General features: G+C 69.5%; 17 protein-coding genes and 1 tRNA gene. 15 read left to right on the top strand and 3 right to left on the bottom strand.

From position 1 onward, the window contains the following. Positions 1-6: 6 nt before the first annotated feature. Both H613_RS0111025 and pyrG read left to right on the top strand, forming a co-directional pair. On the top strand, positions 7-2,184 hold the full coding sequence (locus H613_RS0111025) for an alkaline phosphatase family protein (RefSeq protein ID WP_026923836.1): 2,178 nt from the start codon (positions 7-9) through the stop codon (positions 2,182-2,184). Positions 2,185-2,254: 70 nt separating this feature from the next. Further along, a complete protein-coding gene (pyrG, locus tag H613_RS25965) occupies positions 2,255-3,955 on the top strand; it encodes a CTP synthase (protein ID WP_035737583.1) in 1,701 nt (566 codons plus the stop codon). 55 nt (positions 3,956-4,010) lie between these two features. On the opposite strand, the gene H613_RS25970 is transcribed toward pyrG, so the two are convergent. Beyond that, entirely contained in the window at positions 4,011-5,528 is a 1,518-nt protein-coding gene (locus tag H613_RS25970) for an MFS transporter (protein ID WP_051393239.1), read from the bottom strand. Positions 5,529-5,618: 90 nt separating this feature from the next. On the opposite strand from H613_RS25970, the gene H613_RS0111040 reads away from it, so the two are divergent. The 13 genes from H613_RS0111040 (at position 5,619) to H613_RS0111100 (ending at position 16,704) form a co-directional block, all read left to right on the top strand. Further along, positions 5,619-6,158: a TetR/AcrR family transcriptional regulator gene (locus H613_RS0111040; RefSeq protein WP_026923837.1), complete on the top strand. Its 540-nt coding sequence runs from the start codon at positions 5,619-5,621 to the stop codon at positions 6,156-6,158. Between the two features lie 53 nt (positions 6,159-6,211). Then, the gene (locus H613_RS25975; RefSeq protein ID WP_051393246.1) at positions 6,212-6,802 is read left to right on the top strand and encodes an NUDIX domain-containing protein; all 591 of its coding nucleotides are present in this window, start codon (positions 6,212-6,214) and stop codon (positions 6,800-6,802) included. A gap of 201 nt (positions 6,803-7,003) precedes the next feature. Then, a complete protein-coding gene (gene ald / locus H613_RS0111050; RefSeq protein WP_026923838.1) occupies positions 7,004-8,125 on the top strand; it encodes an alanine dehydrogenase in 1,122 nt (373 codons plus the stop codon). A 173-nt stretch (positions 8,126-8,298) separates the two neighbouring features. Then, a complete protein-coding gene (locus tag H613_RS0111055) occupies positions 8,299-9,222 on the top strand; it encodes an AAA family ATPase (protein ID WP_026923839.1) in 924 nt (307 codons plus the stop codon). Between the two features lie 54 nt (positions 9,223-9,276). Further along, complete coding sequence (locus H613_RS25980) at positions 9,277-10,143, top strand: segregation and condensation protein A (protein WP_245598532.1); 867 nt, start codon at positions 9,277-9,279, stop codon at positions 10,141-10,143. Beyond that, positions 10,136-10,894, top strand: coding sequence for an SMC-Scp complex subunit ScpB (scpB, locus tag H613_RS0111065; protein WP_211234777.1), 759 nt, complete (start codon positions 10,136-10,138; stop codon positions 10,892-10,894). The genes H613_RS25980 and scpB overlap by 8 nt, the downstream gene beginning before the upstream one ends. After that, positions 10,878-11,618, top strand: a complete 741-nt coding sequence (locus H613_RS0111070; protein WP_211234778.1) for a pseudouridine synthase — start codon at positions 10,878-10,880, stop codon at positions 11,616-11,618. Before scpB ends, H613_RS0111070 begins: the two co-directional genes overlap by 17 nt. Before the next feature lie 46 nt (positions 11,619-11,664). After that, positions 11,665-12,039 (top strand): YccF domain-containing protein, encoded by a 375-nt coding sequence (locus tag H613_RS0111075; RefSeq protein ID WP_026923842.1) that lies wholly within the window; start codon positions 11,665-11,667, stop codon positions 12,037-12,039. A gap of 62 nt (positions 12,040-12,101) precedes the next feature. Further along, entirely contained in the window at positions 12,102-12,782 is a 681-nt protein-coding gene (cmk, locus tag H613_RS0111080; protein WP_026923843.1) for a (d)CMP kinase, read from the top strand. After that, on the top strand, positions 12,775-14,136 hold the full coding sequence (gene der, locus H613_RS0111085; RefSeq protein ID WP_026923844.1) for a ribosome biogenesis GTPase Der: 1,362 nt from the start codon (positions 12,775-12,777) through the stop codon (positions 14,134-14,136). Before cmk ends, der begins: the two co-directional genes overlap by 8 nt. 80 nt (positions 14,137-14,216) lie before the next feature. Beyond that, positions 14,217-14,290: transfer RNA gene (locus H613_RS0111090), tRNA-Pro, on the top strand. A 399-nt stretch (positions 14,291-14,689) separates the two neighbouring features. After that, positions 14,690-16,090, top strand: a complete 1,401-nt coding sequence (locus H613_RS0111095; RefSeq protein WP_169731983.1) for a site-specific integrase — start codon at positions 14,690-14,692, stop codon at positions 16,088-16,090. A 257-nt stretch (positions 16,091-16,347) separates the two neighbouring features. After that, positions 16,348-16,704 carry an FtsX-like permease family protein gene (locus tag H613_RS0111100; RefSeq protein WP_211234779.1) on the top strand — a complete coding sequence of 119 codons (357 nt, stop codon included), beginning with the start codon at positions 16,348-16,350 and terminating at the stop codon, positions 16,702-16,704. A 177-nt stretch (positions 16,705-16,881) separates the two neighbouring features. On the opposite strand, the gene H613_RS0111105 is transcribed toward H613_RS0111100, so the two are convergent. Continuing rightward, positions 16,882-18,288 carry an RICIN domain-containing protein gene (locus H613_RS0111105; RefSeq protein WP_342673015.1) on the bottom strand — a complete coding sequence of 469 codons (1,407 nt, stop codon included), beginning with the start codon at positions 18,286-18,288 and terminating at the stop codon, positions 16,882-16,884. A 154-nt stretch (positions 18,289-18,442) separates the two neighbouring features. Continuing rightward, on the bottom strand, positions 18,443-19,292 hold an 850-nt coding region (locus H613_RS0111110; RefSeq protein ID WP_026923848.1), incomplete at its 5' end, for an RICIN domain-containing protein.

A 19,292-nucleotide genomic window follows, 5' to 3' on the forward strand; every position in this document is an offset into this window, starting at 1 on the left:
AGGTCCTTGGCTCGGCATCGCGCCGTCATCGTCGCCTGGACCGCTGTCGCCCTCCTGGCCGCCGCCGCGGCCTTCCAGGTCCTGCCCGAACCGCCCGAGAAGCGCGTCCCCGACACCGTGGAATCCGTGATCGTCCTCGGCGTCGGCGGCCTCACCTGGACCGACATCGACGAAGCGACCACCCCGAACCTGAACGCCCTGGCCCGGAACGGCTCGCTGGCCGAGCTCAACACCAACTCGGCCCGCAACTTCACCTGCACGCTCGACGGCTGGCTCACCCTCTCGGCGGGATCGCCCGCCGTCAGCACCGCCTTCGGCGACACCCCCGACTGCGGCGCCGTCGACGCCGGGCCGATCACCACCGAGGGCGCGGGCGGCACCGTCGACGGCCTCACCGAACTCGTCGAGCTCAACCGCGAGCTCGATCAGGGCACCGAACTCGGCATGCTCGCCGCGGGCACCACGTGCGCCACCGCGGTCGGCCCAGGCGCGGCCTACGCCACCGCCAACTCCGTCGGCCGCGTCTCGGACTACGAGCCCGCGCTGCCCGAAGGCGAGGAACTGGCCGCCCTGCTCGCCGAATGCCCGCTCGCCGCCGTCGACGGCGGCGTCCTGCCCGACCGCGAGGCCCAGCGCGCCACCGCGCTGGCCGCCCTCGACTCGACCGTCGGCGACCTCATGGAGGCCCGCGGCGGCGACTCCGCCTTCATCGTCACCGGCCTGAGTCAGACCTCCGAGCCCAAGCGGCTCCTCGCCACGATCGCGAACTTCGGCGCCGACGACGGCCACAGCCTCCTCGACCTGCCCGCCGAGCGCCCCGGATACCTCAGGCTCACCGACCTGACCGCGACGATCCTGACGCTGCTCGACGCGCCCCTGCCCGAGAACGTCACCGGCATCGCGGCCGGCGCCGTGGCGGACACGCTGCCCTACGAGGAGCGCCAGGCGGTCTTCGACGACACCGACACCAGGCTCATCGCCGCCGCCGACGCCGCGCCCGCCACCCAGTGGCTGCAAGTGCTGCTGTTCCTGGCGCTGACGTTCGTCGCCTGGCCGCTGCTGCACCTGCTGCGCCGGGCCGGGCAGCCCGGCGTCAAACCGCCGCCGCTGTGGCTCATGCGCGCCAACATCGTCGTCGCCCTCGTGTGCGCCCTGTTCGTCGCCGCCGCGATCCTCGCGGACTTCTTCGCCTGGTGGAACACCGCCAGGCCCGGCCTCGTCGGCCCGGCCGCCGCACTGGCCATCAGCGCCGTGTGCGCCGTCGCCGCGATCATCCTGCCCAGGCGCCACAGCCCCTCCGGGCTCATGGTCGCCGTCTCGGTGTTCGGCCTGCTCGTCACCGTCCTGGCCATGCTCATCCACACCTCCGCGCCCCTCGGGACGCTGCTGGGGGACTACACCGTCGCCGACTCGGCCTCGGGCGAGCTCGGGCCGGTCGCCACCGGCATGTTCATCGCCTCGCTGTGGCTGCTCGCCGCCGCCGCGGCCCGGCAGGTGCCGCGCCGCTTCCAGTCCCCGGTCATGGCCGGGATCGGCTGCCTCGGCGTCCTGGTCGTCTCGGTGGGCTTCCTCGGCGACTCCGTCCCCGCCGCCGTCGCCATCACCGTCGGCACCTGCCTGGCCGCCGCCCTCGCCACCGGCGGCTGGTTCACCTTCGTGCGCCTGCTCTGGTCCGGCCTGGCCGGGGCGGTGGTCCTGCTCGGCCTGTCGTGGATCGACTACCAGCGGCCGCTCACCGAACGGGGCGCCCTCGGCGCGTTCCTGGCCGACATCATGGGCGAGACGAGCGGCGTCATCGGCGCCGGGGTCGGCTCGAACGTCGTCGCCGTCTTCACCTCGCCGCTGAGCGTCCTGACCGTCATGGCGGGCCTGTACTGCTGGATGGTGCTGCTGCGCCCCGGCGGGGGCCTGCGGCGCGCCTTCGGGCTCAACCCGCCGCTGCGGGCCGCGTTCTCCGCGGCCGTCGTCGGCTCCGCGATCGCCGGGCTCCTGCTCGGCAGGGGCCTGATGAGCCTCGGCTCGGCGCTGGCGGTCATGGTGCCGCTCGCGGTCATCATGAGCCACCGCGTGCTGGCGCGCGCCCACGTCAAGGACGGCCAGTATTCGGACATGATCGTCGACGCACCCTCGTGGGTCGACGAGGAGAACAGCGGTGAAAGTGTTAGTGTGGAGTCCCGTGGATGATGCGATCCACCGGCGTCTTTCCTCCATCGGCGAGCCGCTCGATCGACACGAATAACCACGGGAGTTCGCTTTGGCCAGCGCCGCCAACGGTCAGGTCCGTTCCACGAAGCACCTCTTCGTCACCGGCGGGGTCACTTCCGCCCTAGGCAAGGGCATGACCGCCGCCAGTCTCGGAAACCTGCTGACCGCGCGCGGCCTGTACGTGGTGATGCAGAAGATCGACCCCTACATCAACGTCGACCCCGGCACGATGAACCCGTACGAGCACGGCGAGGTGTTCGTCACCGACGACGGCGGCGAGACCGACCTCGACATCGGCAACTACGAGCGGTTCCTCGACCGGGACCTGTCCAAGCGCGCCAACGTCACCACCGGCCAGGTGTACTCCGATGTCATCGCCAAGGAGCGCCGCGGCGATTACCTCGGCGCCACCGTGCAGGTCATCCCGCACATCACCAACGAGATCAAGTCCCGCCTGGCGGCCATGGCCGACCCGGACCCCGACACCGGCCGCGTCCCCGACGTGGTCATCACCGAGGTCGGCGGCACCGTCGGCGACATCGAGTCGCTCCCGTTCCTGGAGGCGATCCGCCAGTACCGCCACGACATCGGCCGCGACAACTGCTTCTTCCTGCACGTCTCCCTCGTGCCCTACCTGGCCGCGTCCTCGGAGATGAAGACCAAGCCCACGCAGCACTCCGTGGCGCAGCTGCGCAGCATCGGCATCCAGCCCGACGCGATCGTCTGCCGCTCCGACCGGCCCGTGCCCCAGGGCCTGAAGCAGAAGATCGCCGGGTTCTGCGACGTCGACGACGCCGCGGTCGTCTCCGCGCCCGACTCGCCCTCGATCTACGACATCCCCAAGACCCTGCATTCGGAGGGCCTGGACGCCTACGTGGTCCGCAAGCTCGCCCTGCCGTTCAAGGACGTCGACTGGGCCTCCTGGGACGACCTGCTCGACCGGGTCCACAATCCCGCCTCGGCCGTCGAGGTGGCGATCGTCGGCAAGTACGTCGAACTGCCCGACGCCTACAAGTCCGTAGTGGAGGCGCTGCACGCGGCGGGCTTCGCCCACCGCGCCAAGGTCAACGTCCGCTGGGTCGTCTCGGACCTGTGCGAGAGCCCGGAAGGGGCCGCGCAGGCATTGTCCGGTGTGGACGCACTGGTCGTGCCCGGCGGCTTCGGCGAGCGCGGCGTGCCCGGCAAGATCGCCGCACTCACGTACGCGCGCACCAACCTCGTGCCCACGCTCGGGCTCTGCCTGGGACTCCAGTGCATGGCCGTCGAAGGGCTGCGCGAACTGTGCGGCCTGGTCGGGGCCGACTCCGAGGAGTTCAACGGCAAGGCCGAGCACCTCGTCATCTCCACCATGGCCGACCAGACCGACATCGTCGCCGGGAAGGGCGACATGGGCGGGACGATGCGCCTGGGCGCCTACCCGGCCAAGCTCGCCGAGGGCTCGCTGGTGGCCGAGGCGTACGGGACCACCGAGGTCTCCGAGCGCCACCGGCACCGCTACGAGGTCAACAACGCCTACCGCGACCAGCTGACCAAGGCGGGCTTCGTGATCTCCGGGCTCTCGCCCGACGGCCGATTGGTGGAGTTCATCGAGCTCGACCGCGAGACACACCCGTACTTCGTCGCCACGCAGGCGCACCCGGAACTGAAGTCGCGCCCGACCCGCCCGCACCCGCTGTTCGACGGCCTCGTGGCGGCCGCCCTCAAGCGCGCCGCCGCCGAACAACTCGACCTCGGCGTCGAGACGGCCTGAGACGTGCACGCGGGGGCCGCGCGGCGACATTCGCCGCGCGGCCCCCGCCTCTGCGCTATTCGCCCGCTCTGGCCCGCAGCGCGCGGCCGACGATCACCAGGGCCACGGCCACCAGGACCGCGCCGATGACCGAGGTCGCCCGCAGGCCGTCGGTGAACGCGGTCCGCGCCGCGTCCATGAGCGCCTCGCCGGCCCCGGCAGGCATGTCGGCGGCCACGTGCGCGGCCTCGCCGAGCGTCTCCTTCGCCGCCTCGGGGGCACCTCCCGGGGCGCTGCCGAGCTCGTCGCGGTAGATCGCGGTGGCGACGCTGCCGAGCACCGCCACGCCCATCGCGCCGCCCAGCTCGTAGGCGGTCTCCGAGATCGCGGCGGCCGCACCGGCCCGCTCAGCGGGCGCGACGGCGACGATCGCGTCGTTCGTGACCGTCTGGACCAGGCCCGCCCCGACGCTGATGAGGACGAACGCGCCGACGACCAGCAGCGCACCCGAATCGACCCCGATGAAGCCCAGGGCCGCGAAGCCGACGATCACGAACGCCAGGCCGCCGACGATGATCGACACCAGGCCGAACCGCTCGGACAGCCGCACCGCCACCAGCCCGGCCGCGATCGACACGGCCATGCCCGGCAGCAGCAGCAGGCCCGCCCGCATGGGAGAGTAGCCCAGCACCAGCTGGAGGTACTGCGTCAGCAGGAACAGCGACGAGATCAGCGCGAACACGATCGTGAAGTTCGTGGCGATCGAGGCGCTGAACCGCCGCAGCCGGAACAGGGCCACGTCGATCAGCGGGTGCTCCAGGCGACGCTGGCGGCGGATGAACAGCCATGCGCAGGCGGCGCCGACGACGAGCGCGCCGACCGCGACCGGCGACAGGCCGTCCTCGGCGAAGCTCTTGATGCCGTACACGAACGGGAACATTCCCAGGAACGACAGCACCACCCCGCCCCAGTCCACCGGGCCCGGCTCGGCGTTGCGCGACTCGGGCAGCAGCAGCGGGGCGGCGACGAGCACCGCGACCGCGACCGGCGCGGCCATCAGGAACACCGAGCCCCACCAGAAGTGCTCGAGCAGCCAGCCGCCCAGGACCGGCCCGGCCGCCGAACCGGCCGAGAAGCCGGTGCCCCAGACGGCGATGGCGAACAGGCGCTGGCGGTCGTCGGTGAACAGGTTCCGCATGAGCGCCAGCGTGGTCGGCATCAAGGTGGCGCCCGCGACGCCGAGCAGGGCCCGCGCGGCGATGAGCGCCTCGGCGTTCGGCGCGTACGCGGCGGCGACCGAGGCTGCCGCGAAGGCGGCGGCGCCGACCATCAGTAGTTTGCGGCGCCCGATGCGGTCGGCCACGGAGCCCATGGTGACCAGCAGCCCGGCCAGGACGAACCCGTAGACGTCGACGATCCACAGCAGCTGCGAGCTGGTCGGCGCGAGGTCTTCGGACAGGAACGGCACGGCGAAGCCGAGCACGGTCATGTCGATCGAGATGAGCAGCACCGGGAGCACGAGGACCGCCAGGGCCGCCCACTGGCGGCCGGTGAAGCGCGCGCGGGGCTGCGCGGTGCGCTGCGCGTCGGTCATTGGTGCCTCCCTCACTGCGACGGCGGTGGACCGGGAACAGCGTCGAATCGCTGTACCGTCCGGACGGTATAGTAGCTCTCGGGAGGGGCCATGACGCAACCGCGAATCACGACACGTGATCGGATTCTCAACGCGCTGCAGCGCATCCTCGTGGACGAGGGCCGCTCCGGCGTGACCCTGGAGAAGGTCGCCGCCGAGGCCGGCGTGTCCAAGGGCGGCCTGCTCTACCACTTCAAATCCAAGGCCGACCTCTACGACGGCCTGGCCCGCCGCTTCCGCGGCCTGGAGGAGGAGCGCCTGGCCGAGGCCCGCCGCACCGGCGTGGTGGAGGCCTTCATACGGGCCTCGCAGCTCGAGTCCGAGGAGTCCGAGGCGGCCCTGTGGGCGCTGTTCACCGCGCTGCGCGGCACCGAGGAGCTCTCCGAGCAGGCCAAGGACGACCTCATGTTCATCTTCGACGGCTGGTCCGAGGCGCTCCACGAGGCGATCGACGACCCGGTGACCGCCGAGATCGTCCGCCTCGTCGGCGACGGGCTGTTCCTCTCGGCCCTGTCGGGCCTGCCGCTGCCCCGCCGCCGCGTCATCGACGGCATCCTGGAGCGGTTGCTCGAAGAGTCCGGCGGACGCTGAGGCAGTGCCCGTGGCGGTGGTCGGCGCCGCGGGGCACGACTAGTGTGGTCGCCGTGCATGAATACCGAGTTCTGGACAGCGAGCGGATCCACCACGGCTGGTGCTACGACCTGGTCGCCGAGACCGTCGAGATGCCCGGCAGTGCAGAGCCAACTGACGGCTCGCAAGCTCCGCCGAAGACCGTCCGCCGCGAGTTCCTCGACCACTGCGGCGCCGTCGTCGCCGTTCCGCTCGACGAGGCCGGGCGCGTCGGCCTGATCCGCCAGTACCGCGTCCCCGCCAAGGAGGTCCTGTGGGAGCTCCCGGCCGGCCTGCGCGATGTCGACGGCGAGGACCCGGGCACGACCGCCGCCCGTGAGCTCGCCGAAGAGGTCGACCTGCGCGCCGACCGCTGGACCGCGCTCGGCCGGTTCTACACCACCCCCGGCATCTCGAACGAGATGATCCACTACTACCTCGCCACCGGGCTCAGCGGCGTCCCCGAGGCCGAGCGGCACGAGCGCACCGAGGAGGAGGCCAACATCGAACTCGTGTGGTGGGACCTCGACAAGGCCCTCGCCGCCGTCGCCGACGGCGAGATCCGCAACGGCGTCTGCGCGCTCGCCCTGAACCTCACGAGGCTGCATCTCGAAGCTTCGAAGTGAAGGCGACTCACTTTCGAAACGTTGTTCTCATAGCCAAGAGCGGCCCCGCACCGATACGATCGTCGGCGAAGGCGCCGATCGGCGACGCGCGGTTCCCCACAAGGGAAAACCGCGGGTTCCGGCCCGGCGCGACATAGACTGCCTCCACGAGTCGCAAACCGACTGGTGAACAGGCCCAACGTTTCGGAAGGAACCCGTGCCGTGAAAGTCGCCGTCCCCCGCGAGATCAAGAACAACGAGTACCGCGTCGCCCTGACTCCGGCGGGCGTTCACGAACTGGTGGCCGCAGGCCACGACGTCACCGTCGAGTCCGGCGCCGGACTCGGTTCGGCCATCACCGACGACGACTTCCGCGAAGCCGGGGCGCTCATCGGCGCCGACGCCGACAGCACCTGGGGCGCAGGCGACCTCGTCCTCAAGGTCAAAGAGCCGATCCGCGCCGAGTACCACCGCATGCGGCCCGGCCAGACCCTGTTCACCTACCTCCACCTCGCCGCGGGCGCCGAATGCACCGACGCGCTCTTGGAGCGCCGCGTCACCGGCATCGCCTACGAGACCGTCCAGACGCCCGACGGGCGACTGCCGCTGCTCGCCCCCATGAGCGAAGTCGCCGGACGTCTCGCCGTCCAGGCCGGCGCCTACCACCTCCAGCGCCCCGAAGGCGGCCGCGGCATCCTCCTCGGCGGCGTGCCCGGAACGCGCCCCGCGCGAGTGGTCATCATCGGCGCGGGCGTCTCCGGCATGAACGCCGCCGCCATCGCCGTCGGCATGCACGCCGACGTCGAACTGCTCGATCTCAACAACGACAAGCTCCACGTCGCCGACGACCTCTACCACGGCCGCCTGCGCACCGTCGTCTCCAACCGCTTCGAGGTCAAGCGCGCCTGCCGCGAGGCCGACCTCGTCATCGGCGCCGTCCTCGTCCCCGGCGCCAAGGCCCCCACCGTCGTCGACGACGAGGTCCTCGCCGACATGAAGGAGGGCGCGGTCCTCGTCGACATCGCCATCGACCAAGGCGGCTGCTTCGCCCACTCGAGGCCCACCACCCACGACGAGCCGTCGTTCACCCACGGCGGCAAGGTCTTCTACTGCGTCGCCAACATGCCCGGCGCGGTCCCGAACACCTCCACCTACGCGCTGACCAACGCCACCCTTCCGTATGTCATGCGGCTGGCCGACCTCGGCTGGCGGGAGGCGCTGGGGTCCGACCCGGTGCTCGCCCGCGGTCTGAACACCCACGCCGGGCACGTCACCAACGAGCCCGTCGCGCTCACCCACCACCTCCCGCTCACGCCGGTGGCACAGGCGCTCGCGGAGAGCTGAATCCGCTTGTCACCAGAGCGAACCCGAGCGGACAGCGGGGGATCTCACGCCGGGCGCCTCGGAGTCGCCCAAGCCGTCGACAGCCTCGATACACTGACGTACAGTCGCAGTAACAGGCAAACGGTGAGACGCCCGGCACCCGGTGCCGTCCTTGCACCCGGAGGCGTGAAGAAATGAGCAGTGTGGACAGCAATGACAAGTGGGAGGCCCTGCGCTCCGCGCAAGTGCCGCCCGCTGACTCGGACGGCGACTTCACCTCGCCCGACCCCGAGAGCTACACGGGCAAGCGCGACATCCCCCAGCCCCAGCCGCTGGAGCGCCACGGCCCCGCTCGCGTCATCGCCATGGCGAACCAGAAAGGCGGCGTGGGCAAGACGACCACGACGATCAACCTGGGCGCCGCGCTGGCCGAGTACGGCCGCAAGGTCCTCCTGGTCGACTTCGACCCGCAGGGCGCGCTGTCCGTCGGCTTCGGCACCAACCCGCACACGCTCGACCTCACCGTCTACAACCTCCTGATGCAAGAGGACGTCGACATCGACGACGTCATGATGAAGACGAACGTGGCGGGCCTGCGGCTGCTGCCGGCCAACATCGACCTGTCCGCCGCGGAGATCCAGCTGGTCAACGAGGTCGCGCGCGAGCAGACCCTCGCCAGGGTGCTGCGGCCGGTCATCCCCGACTTCGACTTCGTCCTCATCGACTGCCAGCCGTCGCTGGGCCTGTTGACGGTCAACGCGCTCACCGCCGCGCACTCGGTCCTCGTCCCGCTCGAATGCGAGTTCTTCTCCCTCAGGGGTGTGGCGCTGCTGCTCGACACCGTCGACAAGGTCCGCGAACGGCTGAACTACGACCTCGAACTCGACGGCATCCTCGCCACCATGTACGACTCGCGCACCACCCACTCCAGGCAGGTGCTCCAGCGGGTCGTCGAGGCCTTCGGCGACAAGGTGTTCTCCACCGTCATCACCCGCACCGTGCGCTTCCCCGAGACCACCGTGGCGGGCGAGCCGATCACCACCTGGGCCCCGGCCTCGTCGGGCGCCCGCGCCTACCGCCAGCTCGCCAGAGAGCTCATAGCTGCCACCGAGAAGTGACCACACGGACAGTCACCAGGCCGATGCTCTGCCGTGCCGTCTAAGCTTGCCTGCGTGACCGACCAGCAGCGAACCCCTGCCCCGACCCGGGGCGAGGCCGAACCCGAGGAGACCGAGACCGGCTTCCACGTCCGCCTCGACAACTTCGAGGGGCCGTTCGACCTGCTGCTGCAACTGATCGGCAAGCACAAGCTCGACGTCACCGAGCTGGCCCTCCACAAGATCGCCTCCGAGTTCATCACCTACGTCACCGCGCTCGAGGACGAATGGAACCTCGAGGAGACCAGCGAGTTCCTGCTCATTGCCGCCACCCTCCTCGACCTCAAGACCGCCCGACTCCTGCCGAACACCGCCGTCGACGACGAAGAGGACCTCGCGCTGCTGGAGGCCCGCGATCTCCTCTTCGCCCGGCTTCTCCAGTACAAGGCCTACAAGGAGGCCGCCGGCCACCTCGCCGCCCTCGCCGAGACCGCCTCGGCGCGGACGCCGCGCTCGACCGGCCTCGAAGAGCGCTTCCGCGGCCTGCTCCCCGAACTCGAATTCGACATCACCCCGGACCAGCTGGCCGCCCTGGCCGGCAAGGCCATGAAGCCCAAACCGCCGCCCGAGGTCGCCACCGGCCACGTCCACCAGCAGCGCGTCTCGGTCCGCGAGCACGCCGTGATCCTCTCGCGCAGGCTCCAACGCGTCCAGACCGCCACATTCCGGGCGCTGGTCTCCGACTGTGAGAGCCACTTGGAGGTCGTCGCCCGCTTCCTGGCCCTGCTGGAGCTCTACCGCGAGGCCCTCGTCGGCTTCGAGCAGATGCAGGCGCTCGGCGAGCTGACCGTACGCTGGCTCGGCGGCACCGGGAACACCGAGATCGAGGTCGACGAGTACGCGGGCAGCCCGCAGACGGGGGAGGAGCAGCCAGATGAGTGAACAGCCGGAGCCTGCCGAGGCCGCGCCGATGGAGGCGCGGATCGCCGAATGGCGGCCGCCGTGGCAGCGCGAGCAGGACGCCGCGGCCAGGCCCGACACGCCCGCAGACGAGCCCCCGGACGCGAGCGACGAGTACGCGCGGGCCGTCGCCGCACAGGCCGCCGCGCCGGAGGACCCGCCGCCGGCCCCCGAACCCGTGCCCGACGACGTCGACCTCGGCGCCGTCCTGGAGGCGATCCTCATGGTCGCCGAGGAGCCGCTGGGCGAGGAGTTCCTGTCGTCGGTATTGGAGCGGCCACTATCGCGGGTCCGTGAGACGCTCGGCCGATTGAGCGCCGAATACACTGGCGACGGGCGCGGGTTCGACCTGCGTCGCCAAGCCGGGGGATGGCGGTTCTACACCAGGGCCGACTATGCCCGCTATGTCGAACGGTTCGTCACCGACGGCGCTTCGGCCCGCCTCACCAAGGCGGCCCTGGAGACGCTCGCGGTCGTCGCCTACCGGCAGCCGGTCACCAGGGGTCGCATCTCGGCGATCCGGGGGGTCAACTGCGACGGGGTCATCCGCACGCTGCTGGCGCGCGGACTGGTCGAGGAGTGCGGCTCCGACCCCGACTCGACGGCGACGCTGTACCGCACCACCACCCTGTTCTTGGAGAAACTCGGCTTGGACTCGGTCGACCAGCTGCCTGAGCTGGCCCCGTTCCTGCCGGACGATGTGACGGATATCGAGGATGATGAACAACGCTGACGCAGAGGGCATTCGCCTGCAGAAGGTGCTCTCCCAAGCCGGGATCGCCTCCCGCCGGGCCGCCGAGGACCTGATCTCCCGCGGCAAGGTGAAGGTCAACGGCGAGCGCGCCCGCCTCGGCCAGCGCGTCGACCCCGCCGCCGACGTCATCCACGTCTCCGGCAAGCGCGTGATCACCGACGTCGACACCGTCTACTACGCGATCAACAAGCCCCGCGGCGTCGTCTCGACCATGGAGGACGAGGAGGGCCGCACCTGCCTGGGCGACTTCACCGGCGGCATCGAGCAGCGCGTCTTCCACGTCGGGCGCCTCGACACCGACTCCGAGGGCCTGATGCTGCTCACCAACGACGGCGAGCTGACCAACCGGATCATCCACCCCTCCCACGGCCTGCCGAAGGTCTACCGGGCGCAGGTGGCGGGGATCCTCGACAAGCCCACCTGGCACCGGCTGCTCGCGGGCGTCGAGCTCGACGACGGGATGGCGAAGGCCGACAAGCTCAAGATCATCGACGAGCACGCCGGCCAGTCATTGATCGAGATCACCATCCACGAGGGACGCAAGCACATTGTGAGGCGGCTCATGGACGAGGTGGATCACCGGGTCTCGCGCCTGGTCCGCACCGAGATCGGCCCGGTCAAACTGCGGCTCCTCAAGCCCGGGACGATCCGCCGCCTCACCCCCGACGAGGTGGGCCAGCTCTACCGCGAGGTCGGACTCTAGCCAGCTGTACCGACAGCACCCCCAAGGGCCGGTTAGGCTTTCGAACATGTCGACCATCCTCAACATCATCTGGTTCGTGCTCGCCGGCCTGTGGCTCGCCATCGGCTACTTCTTCACGGGCCTGCTGTTCTGCATCTTCATCGTCACGATCCCGTTCGGCATCGCCAACATGCGCCTGGCCGGGTACGTGCTGTGGCCGTTCGGGCGGACCGTCGTGCGCGACCCGGCGGCCGGGTGCCTCTCGCTGGTCGGCAACCTCCTCTGGCTGGTGCTGTTCGGCTGGGAACTGGCGCTCGCGCACCTGATCACCGGTGCGGTACAGGCGATCACGATCATCGGCATACCCCTGGCCGTGGCGAACTGGAAGATGGTTCCGCTGGCACTGTGGCCTATGGGCGCGCGTGTCGTCGACAAGCCCTGACGGCTCGCATCCAGGCATGATGTAGGTTTGCGTGGTTTGCAGTAGAAGAACGGAGCGAGACAGTGCCTGAGCACAACACGAGCGCACCGGTCGTCGCGATCGACGGCCCGTCAGGGGCGGGGAAGTCCACCGTCTCCAAGACACTCGCGACCGCTATCGACGCCGCCTACCTCGACACGGGCGCCATGTACCGCGCCGCCGCGCTCGCGGTCCTCAACGCGGGCGTCGACCCCTCGCAGACCGCGCAGGTCACCAAGACCGTCAAGAACGCGAAACTCGAGTTCGGCACCACCCCCGAAGACCCCTTCACCCGCGTTGACGGCGAGGACGCGAGCCTGGCCATCCGCGGCGACGACGTCACCAAGGCCGTTTCCGCCGTGGCCGGCAACAAGGCCGTCCGCAAGTTCCTCATCGCCGAGCAGCAGCGCATCATCGCCGAGGCGAAGAAGGGCATCGTCGTCGAGGGCCGCGACATCGTCGAGGTCGTCGCGCCCGACGCCGACGTGAAGGTCTACCTCACCGCCGACGCCGACGCCCGCGCCAGGCGGCGCGCCCTCGAAGTCGGCGCCGACGAATCGGCCACGAAGGCCGACATCGCCCGCCGCGACGGGGCAGACTCGAAGACGACGAAACCGCTCGAGGCCCCCGAGGGCGCGACGGTGATCGACTCCACCGAGCTGCCGATCGTGGAGGTCGTCGCGAAGATCTTGGCTTTGCTGAACAACAGGGACATCAATGACTGACGAAGTGACCTGGGCCGAACTCGAGGACGTCGAGCGAGGTCCGGTCCCGACGGTCGCCGTCGTCGGCCGCCCCAACGTGGGCAAGTCGACGCTGGTGAACCGCATCCTCGGCCGCCGCGCCGCCGTCGTCCAGGACGAGCCGGGCGTCACGCGCGACCGGGTCGCCTACGACGCCGAGTGGTCGGGCCGGGACTTCAGCCTGGTCGACACCGGCGGGTGGGACCCCGACGCCGAGGGCATGGCCGCGGCGATCGCGGCGCAGGCCGAGCTGGCGATCCGCACCGCCGACGTGGTGGTCTTCGTCGTCGACTCGCGCGTGGGCGCGACCGACGCCGACGAGGCCGCCGCGCGCATCCTGCACCGCGCGGCGAAACCGGTGATTCTCGTCGCCAACAAGGTCGACTCGGAGCGCCAGAACGCCGACGTGGCCGACCTGTGGCGCCTCGGCCTGGGCGAGCCGCACCCGGTCTCGGCCCTGCACGGGCGCGGCTCGGGCGACCTGCTCGACCAGATCATCTGGGCCTTCCCCGAGAAGCCCACCGGCCAGCTCAAGGAGCGCGGCCCCCGCCGCGTCGCCCTGGTCGGGCGCCCGAACGTGGGCAAGTCGAGCCTGCTCAACCGCATCGCCGGTGAAGAACGCGCGGTCGTCGACAACGTCGCCGGCACCACCGTCGACCCGGTCGACTCGATCGTCGAGATCGACGACGAGGACTGGGTCCTGGTCGACACCGCCGGGCTGCGCAAACGCGTCAAGTTCGCCTCGGGCACCGAGTACTACGCCGCGCTGCGCACCGAGTCCGCGGTCGAGGCCGCCGAGGTGGCCGTCGTCCTCCTGGACGCCTCCGAACCGATCTCCGAGCAGGACCAGCGCGTCCTCACGCAGGTGGTCGAGTCGGGCCGGGCCATGGTCCTCGCCTTCAACAAGTGGGACCTGGTGGACGAGGACCGTCGCTACTACCTCGAAAAGGAGATCGACCGCGAGCTGGGCCAGGTCGCCTGGGCCCCGCGCGTGAACGTCTCCGCACTGACCGGCCGCGCCATCGCCAAGCTCGCCCCGGCCCTGCGCGAGGCTCTCGAAGGCTGGGGCCAGCGCATCGCCACCGGCGAGCTCAACCAGTGGATCAGCGCCCTGCAATCGGCCCACCCGCACCCGGTTCGTGCCAACAAGGCCCCGAAGATCCTCTTCGCCACCCAGGCGGGCACCGAGCCGCCGCGCTTCATCCTCTTCACCACCGCGAAGCTCGACAAGCAGTACCTGAAGTACATCCAGCGCCGCCTGCGCGAGGACTTCGGCTTCCCGGGCACCCCGATCGAGCTCGCCGTCAAACCGCGCGAACCTCGCAAACGAAAATAGCCCGCCTCACAGAGGGGACCTCGCCTCAGCGCCACCGAGAGCGATAGGCTAAAGTTGTCACCGCCGACAAAGCGGTGAAACGGGCTGTGGCGCAGCTTGGTAGCGCACTTGACTGGGGGTCAAGGGGTCGCAGGTTCAAGTCCTGTCAGCCCGACGTTTTCGCAGGTCAGAGCTTTATGCTCTGGCCTGCTTTCGTATACCTGTACGAATTTTTTGGGTTTCGGAGTCCAAGTCAAATACCTGGCTTCCGAGTCGCTCAAATGACAATGGACTAGGCAAAACTCCTGCTCACTCCAGGGTCCTGTCCAATCCAGCGGATCGGACCTAGAAGTTTCCGGGTGGCCGGAAGGGCCCTGATCCCGATCTCATAGTGAGCAACGGTGCAGGTAGACGGGGTGCGTTTTCGGCGGCCGAATATGCTGATTTGCCTGTCCATGAGTCTGTCCATGGGATCATGGATGGTATGGCGAGGGAGCATGCGACTTCTTCACGTCGTCGACGTGGGAGCATCCGGCCTCGCGGGGATGCGTTCCAGGTCCGCGTCTACGTGGGGGTGGACCCTGAGACCGGCAAACAGCGGTACCTCACTGAGACCTGCCTCACCCGGGCCGCTGCCGCAGCCGCCCGGGTGCGGCTGGTCGCCCAAGTAGACAGCGGTAAAGGGCTGGCGGGCAATCTGCGCTTCGGCGATGCGATCGGGCTGTGGCTCGCCTCCCGTGACGAACGAGTCGAGGCCGGGGACCTCACGGCGGGGAGCCAGCGCTACTCGCGGTACCTTGCAGACCAGCATGTGATCCCGGTCCTGGGGGCGATCCCGCTCGGCGCGCTCGCGCGCGAACTGGTGCCGGCCGCCGAGGGCCTGTACGCCGCGATCGGCAAGTGCCGGATCCGATGCGGGGGCCACATGGACGTCGAGCACCATGCCCGAGGCAGAGCCAATACTCGCGTGCTGCGCGATCTGGACGGCCACGAGTGCGGGAAGCGCGGCAGGCCCCACGAGTGCGTTCGTGCTTCGGCGTCGACGCTGCGCACGGTCCATAGCGTCGTCGCGGGCACCTGCCGCTTGCTGTACCGGTGGGGTTGGCTGGCCGCCGATCCGTCCCAGCGCATCAAAGCTCCCAAAGCACCGCGCCCGGACCCGAAGGCGCCCACGGCCGTCGAGGTCGCCGCGCTGGTCGATGCCGCGTTCGTCCGGAGTGCGGACTGGGGCACGATCGTGTGGCTGCTGCTGGTCACAGGTGCGCGCCGTTCCGAGATTGTCCGGTCCCAGCTCAAGCACGTCGACTTCGACCGGAGCCTGATCTTCATCGACCCCACCAAGGTCAGGGGCACCTCCCGGTGGCTCGCGCTCGATCCGGGGACCATGGCCTTGCTGGAGTCGTTGCGCGACCGCATCACCGGTCGCCTCGCTGCCCTGGGCCTGTCACCCACGGGGGAGGAGTACCTGTACTCCTTCAAGGCCGACCATGCGTGGCATGGTTCGGCCGGGTACCTCAGCGAACGGATCAAGAAGTTTGGTCGGTCGGTCGGCATCGACACGCACACACACGCCCTGCGCCACTATGCCGCGACTGAACTCATCGCCGGCGGGGTCGACATCGTCGCCGTCGCGCACCGTCTCGGCCACCGATCCCCCTCGTCCACCACCGACATCTACGCGGCCTGGCGGCCCGACGCCGACCGCCGCGCCGCCGCCCTCCTCGCCAGCGGCCTGACACCCCCGGCCGAGCTGCTCTCCGGCCGTCCCGCCCGCGACCGTTCCGCTGAGCAACCCCGCCGTACCGCCCCCGACCTCGAGCAGCGCATCTGCGACATGCGCCACCGCACCGGCTGGGGCCCCAGACGCATCAAGAATCACCTTGCCGTCGAACAAGTCTCCATCGCCCGCTCCACGGTCTGGGAAGTCCTGAAGCGTCATGGGCTGAATGACAGCAGTCGGAGTTCTGAAAGATGAATCCATGCTGCACTCGAGTCCACAAGCGCGGTTTCAGCAGCCGGCTCGAACACCAACCCAGCCTTTGATTCAGGCCCGCTAGAGTCATGGAATGGTAGCGGCAGTGTGGCACCGATTTCCCGGACCGATCTCAAGTTCGCTGGCGACGAGAACGCGTTCGATTCCATCCTCCCCATTCTGATCACGCGACCGGGATCGCCGTCGTCGGCCTCGCGACCGCGTTCGCGCTCTTGCTCGGGGCGGTCGCGGCACTCGGGGTGTTCAACACCGTCGCGCTCGACGCCCACGAGCGCCGCCGCGACCTGGCCATGCTCAAGTCCATCGGCATGACCCCGCGGCAGGTGGTGACGATGATGGTCACCGCGATGGCGGCCCTCGGCGTCCTCGGCGGCCTGGCCGGCATCGGCCTCGGCGTTCTCGCCCACCGGCAGGTCATGCTGCTGGCCGCGTCCGCCTCGCAGATCGACATGCCCGAGTCGCTGCTGCGGACGTGGAACGCGCCGCTGCTCGCGCTGCTGGCCCTCGCGGGCCTTGTGATCGCCGTGGCCGGGGCCTACCTCCCAGCAAGGCTCGTGGCGGAGCTCACCATCGCCGAGGCGTTGCACAGCGAGTGAACCGGGGGACGGCAGGACCAACACCGACCTCCTCGCGTCGGGTCGGGTCGCGGTGCCGACTTCGCGGTCGGCCCATTCCTCGACCCGACCGCGAAACGTGTCGTCACCCTGGTCTCCGAACGAGAGCGGTGGTGGATGAGAGCGACTGCGCGCTCCTGTTGATCTGTCAGTGCCCGCTTACCCGGCCAGGGTCCACTGTTGGTTGGCGCCACCCCCACACGAGTACTGCTGCACAGGTGCGCTGTTGACGGTCGACCAGGCGAGTACTTCGAGGCATTTGCCCGAGTGGCGGGATACCAGTTCGATGGATCCGCCGGGCTCGCGCAGTCGCCATTGCTGGTTCGCGCCGCCGTTGCACGGCCAGAGGATGGCCTTGGCGCCGTCGGCGGTCGAAGCGCGGTCGATGTCGAGGCACTTGCCCGATGCCTGCGATACGACCCGGTAGTAGCCGCCGCCGACGGACTCCAGCCGCCACCGCTGGTTGGAGCCGCCGTGACAGTCGTACTGGATGATCTCGGCACCGTCAGCGGTCGATCCGCCCGAAACGTCCATGCACTTGCCGGAGTGGCGGTTCACGATGGCGCTGAACAGGGCGCCACCACCAGTGTCGTCGCCCCAGCCGTAGCGCAGACGGTCGGCGGCGGACTGGTTGCGCAAGGTCAGGTTCAGGTCATTGCCGTTGACGGTCAGCACGTACATCGAATAGAAGTCGTGGTCGGTGCCGTTGGTCTTGCCGCCGACGGCGGGCCAGTAGACGCCTCCCATGTCGTTGGTGCGCATGACCTCGGTCATCGCCCTGATGTAGCGGACGAAGTTGTGGGTGCTGTTCGCGTCGCCGTAGTCGAGTCCGTTGTCCATGGCCGCGCCGAACTCGGTGGGGATCGCTCGTGACGCGCAGTCACCCAGGCGCGATTCGATGTGGTCGATCCAGCCCTCGAACGTCCTCTCGCCGTAGTCGAACGAGTAGTGGTGGAGCGAGAGCAGCGTGTCGTCGAACCGGGGGTCGTCGCAGATCGGGCGCAGGTCCTGGCTGAAGCCGACCCCGCCGATGAGGACGCGGTCGGCCGGCGCCGAGTAGTGGTAGTCGAGCCAGTCGGCCGCGAGGTCGCGCCACTCTTGGGAGCTGTAGCCGTGCGGTTCGTTCATCGGTTCGAAGTAGACGAGTTCGTTGGACCCGTAGGTGCTGGTCACGGTCGACCACATCTGGTTGAAGGCCGCCATGTTCGTGATGCGGCCGCCAGAGGCGGCTCCGTCCTCCCAGTAGCCGAGTATGACCTTGAAGCCGCGGTCGGTCGCGGCGTCGATGGTGCCGCGGTAGGCGTTCCACCACGACGAGCCGACGGTGTGGGTGTTGATCGGGAGCCGGACGGTGTTGGCGCCGACACTGGTCTCCAGGTCGTCGTAGACCGCGTCGGCCTTGGCCCGCACGGTCTCGTAGTCGTCCGACGCGTCCAGGCCGTGGAGCACGAGCGGTCCGTCCTGGAAGTTGTCGCCGAGGACGGCCCAGTTGAAGCCGCGGAATTGGCTGGTGTCGGCGCTCGCTGTCCCGGCGCCGGCCAGTATGGCGACCGGCACCAGTGTCATTGTGGCGAGGATGGTGATGAGGGTGCGTCGACGGCGCCGTCGCGGCGCGGGTGGGGCGTCGTGTCGATGGAGGAATTTCATAATGTTGACCTTTCCCGTGCGGCGATGCACGTGATGGAGGTGTATAGCGGGACTGTCGCGAATGCGGGCGTGGTCAGCCCATGAGCCAGAGTTGGTTGTCGCCGCGGTTGCACGGCCACTGGCTGAGCGTCGTTCCGCCCGCGGTGTTGAAGCCGGAGACTTCGAGGCACTGTCCGGTGGCGACGTTGCGGAGCATGGAGTAGGCGCCGATGACCGGGATCCGTTCCCACTTCTGGTTGTCGCCGCGGTTGCAGGGCCACTGGTTCGCCGTCGCCCCTTGGGTGGTCGAGGCGCCGTAGATCTCCAGGCATTGGCCGGAATGGGTGGCTTGGAACTGGTAGACGTCGCCGTCGCGGGTGACCTGCCAGAGCTGGTTGTCGCCGCCGTTGCAGGTGCCCTGGTTGACCGCGGCTGCGGGCTCGGTGCTTTGGGACCAGACGTCGGCGCACAGGTTCGAGTGCCGCACCTGCAGGACCGCGTCGGTCCTGCCCAGGGGCGCGTCGAAGATCGGCCAGCCGTTCGCGAAGGTCAAGCGTCGAATGTCGAGCGTTCCGCGGCCGTAGTTGTCGGCGTCGTAGTAGTGGTAGGCGAAGTAGCGTTCATCGCCGTCGGTGTAGACGTCGCCGCCTCCGGCCGCCACGTGGGGCCAGGGGCCGCGCATGAGGACGGTCGAGCTGCCGCCGTCGACGAGGTTCCGTCCGCTCTGGTCGTAGTAGGGGCCGGTCACGGAGGTCGCTCGGCCGACGACGGTGTGGTAGGTGCTGTCCGTCCCGATGCAGCAGCTTCCGGTAGGGGCCATCAGGTAGAAGTAGCCGCCGTTCTGGACGATCGAGGTGCCCTCGACGTTGGTGGCCAGGCGCCGGAGGCGGGTGTCGGTGGACGAGAACTTCCCGGTGGACTCGTCCAGCGCGTGCATGTAGATG

Source organism: Glycomyces arizonensis DSM 44726, assembly GCF_000482705.1.
In the GTDB taxonomy this organism is placed as follows: Bacteria; Actinomycetota; Actinomycetes; order Mycobacteriales; family Micromonosporaceae; genus Glycomyces; species Glycomyces arizonensis.

What these genes read in the sequence shown, in the direction of transcription:
- H613_RS0111105 (WP_342673015.1), bottom strand. Translation starts at nt 18,288, where the DNA reads ATGACACTGGTGCCGGTCGCCATACTGGCCGGCGCCGGGACAGCGAGC.
- H613_RS25970 (WP_051393239.1), bottom strand. Translation starts at nt 5,528, where the DNA reads ATGACCGACGCGCAGCGCACCGCGCAGCCCCGCGCGCGCTTCACCGGC.
- der (WP_026923844.1), top strand. Translation starts at nt 12,775, where the DNA reads ATGACTGACGAAGTGACCTGGGCCGAACTCGAGGACGTCGAGCGAGGT.
- H613_RS0111055 (WP_026923839.1), top strand. Translation starts at nt 8,299, where the DNA reads ATGAGCAGTGTGGACAGCAATGACAAGTGGGAGGCCCTGCGCTCCGCG.
- H613_RS0111070 (WP_211234778.1), top strand. Translation starts at nt 10,878, where the DNA reads ATGATGAACAACGCTGACGCAGAGGGCATTCGCCTGCAGAAGGTGCTC.
- H613_RS0111075 (WP_026923842.1), top strand. Translation starts at nt 11,665, where the DNA reads ATGTCGACCATCCTCAACATCATCTGGTTCGTGCTCGCCGGCCTGTGG.
- H613_RS0111040 (WP_026923837.1), top strand. Translation starts at nt 5,619, where the DNA reads ATGACGCAACCGCGAATCACGACACGTGATCGGATTCTCAACGCGCTG.
- scpB (WP_211234777.1), top strand. Translation starts at nt 10,136, where the DNA reads ATGAGTGAACAGCCGGAGCCTGCCGAGGCCGCGCCGATGGAGGCGCGG.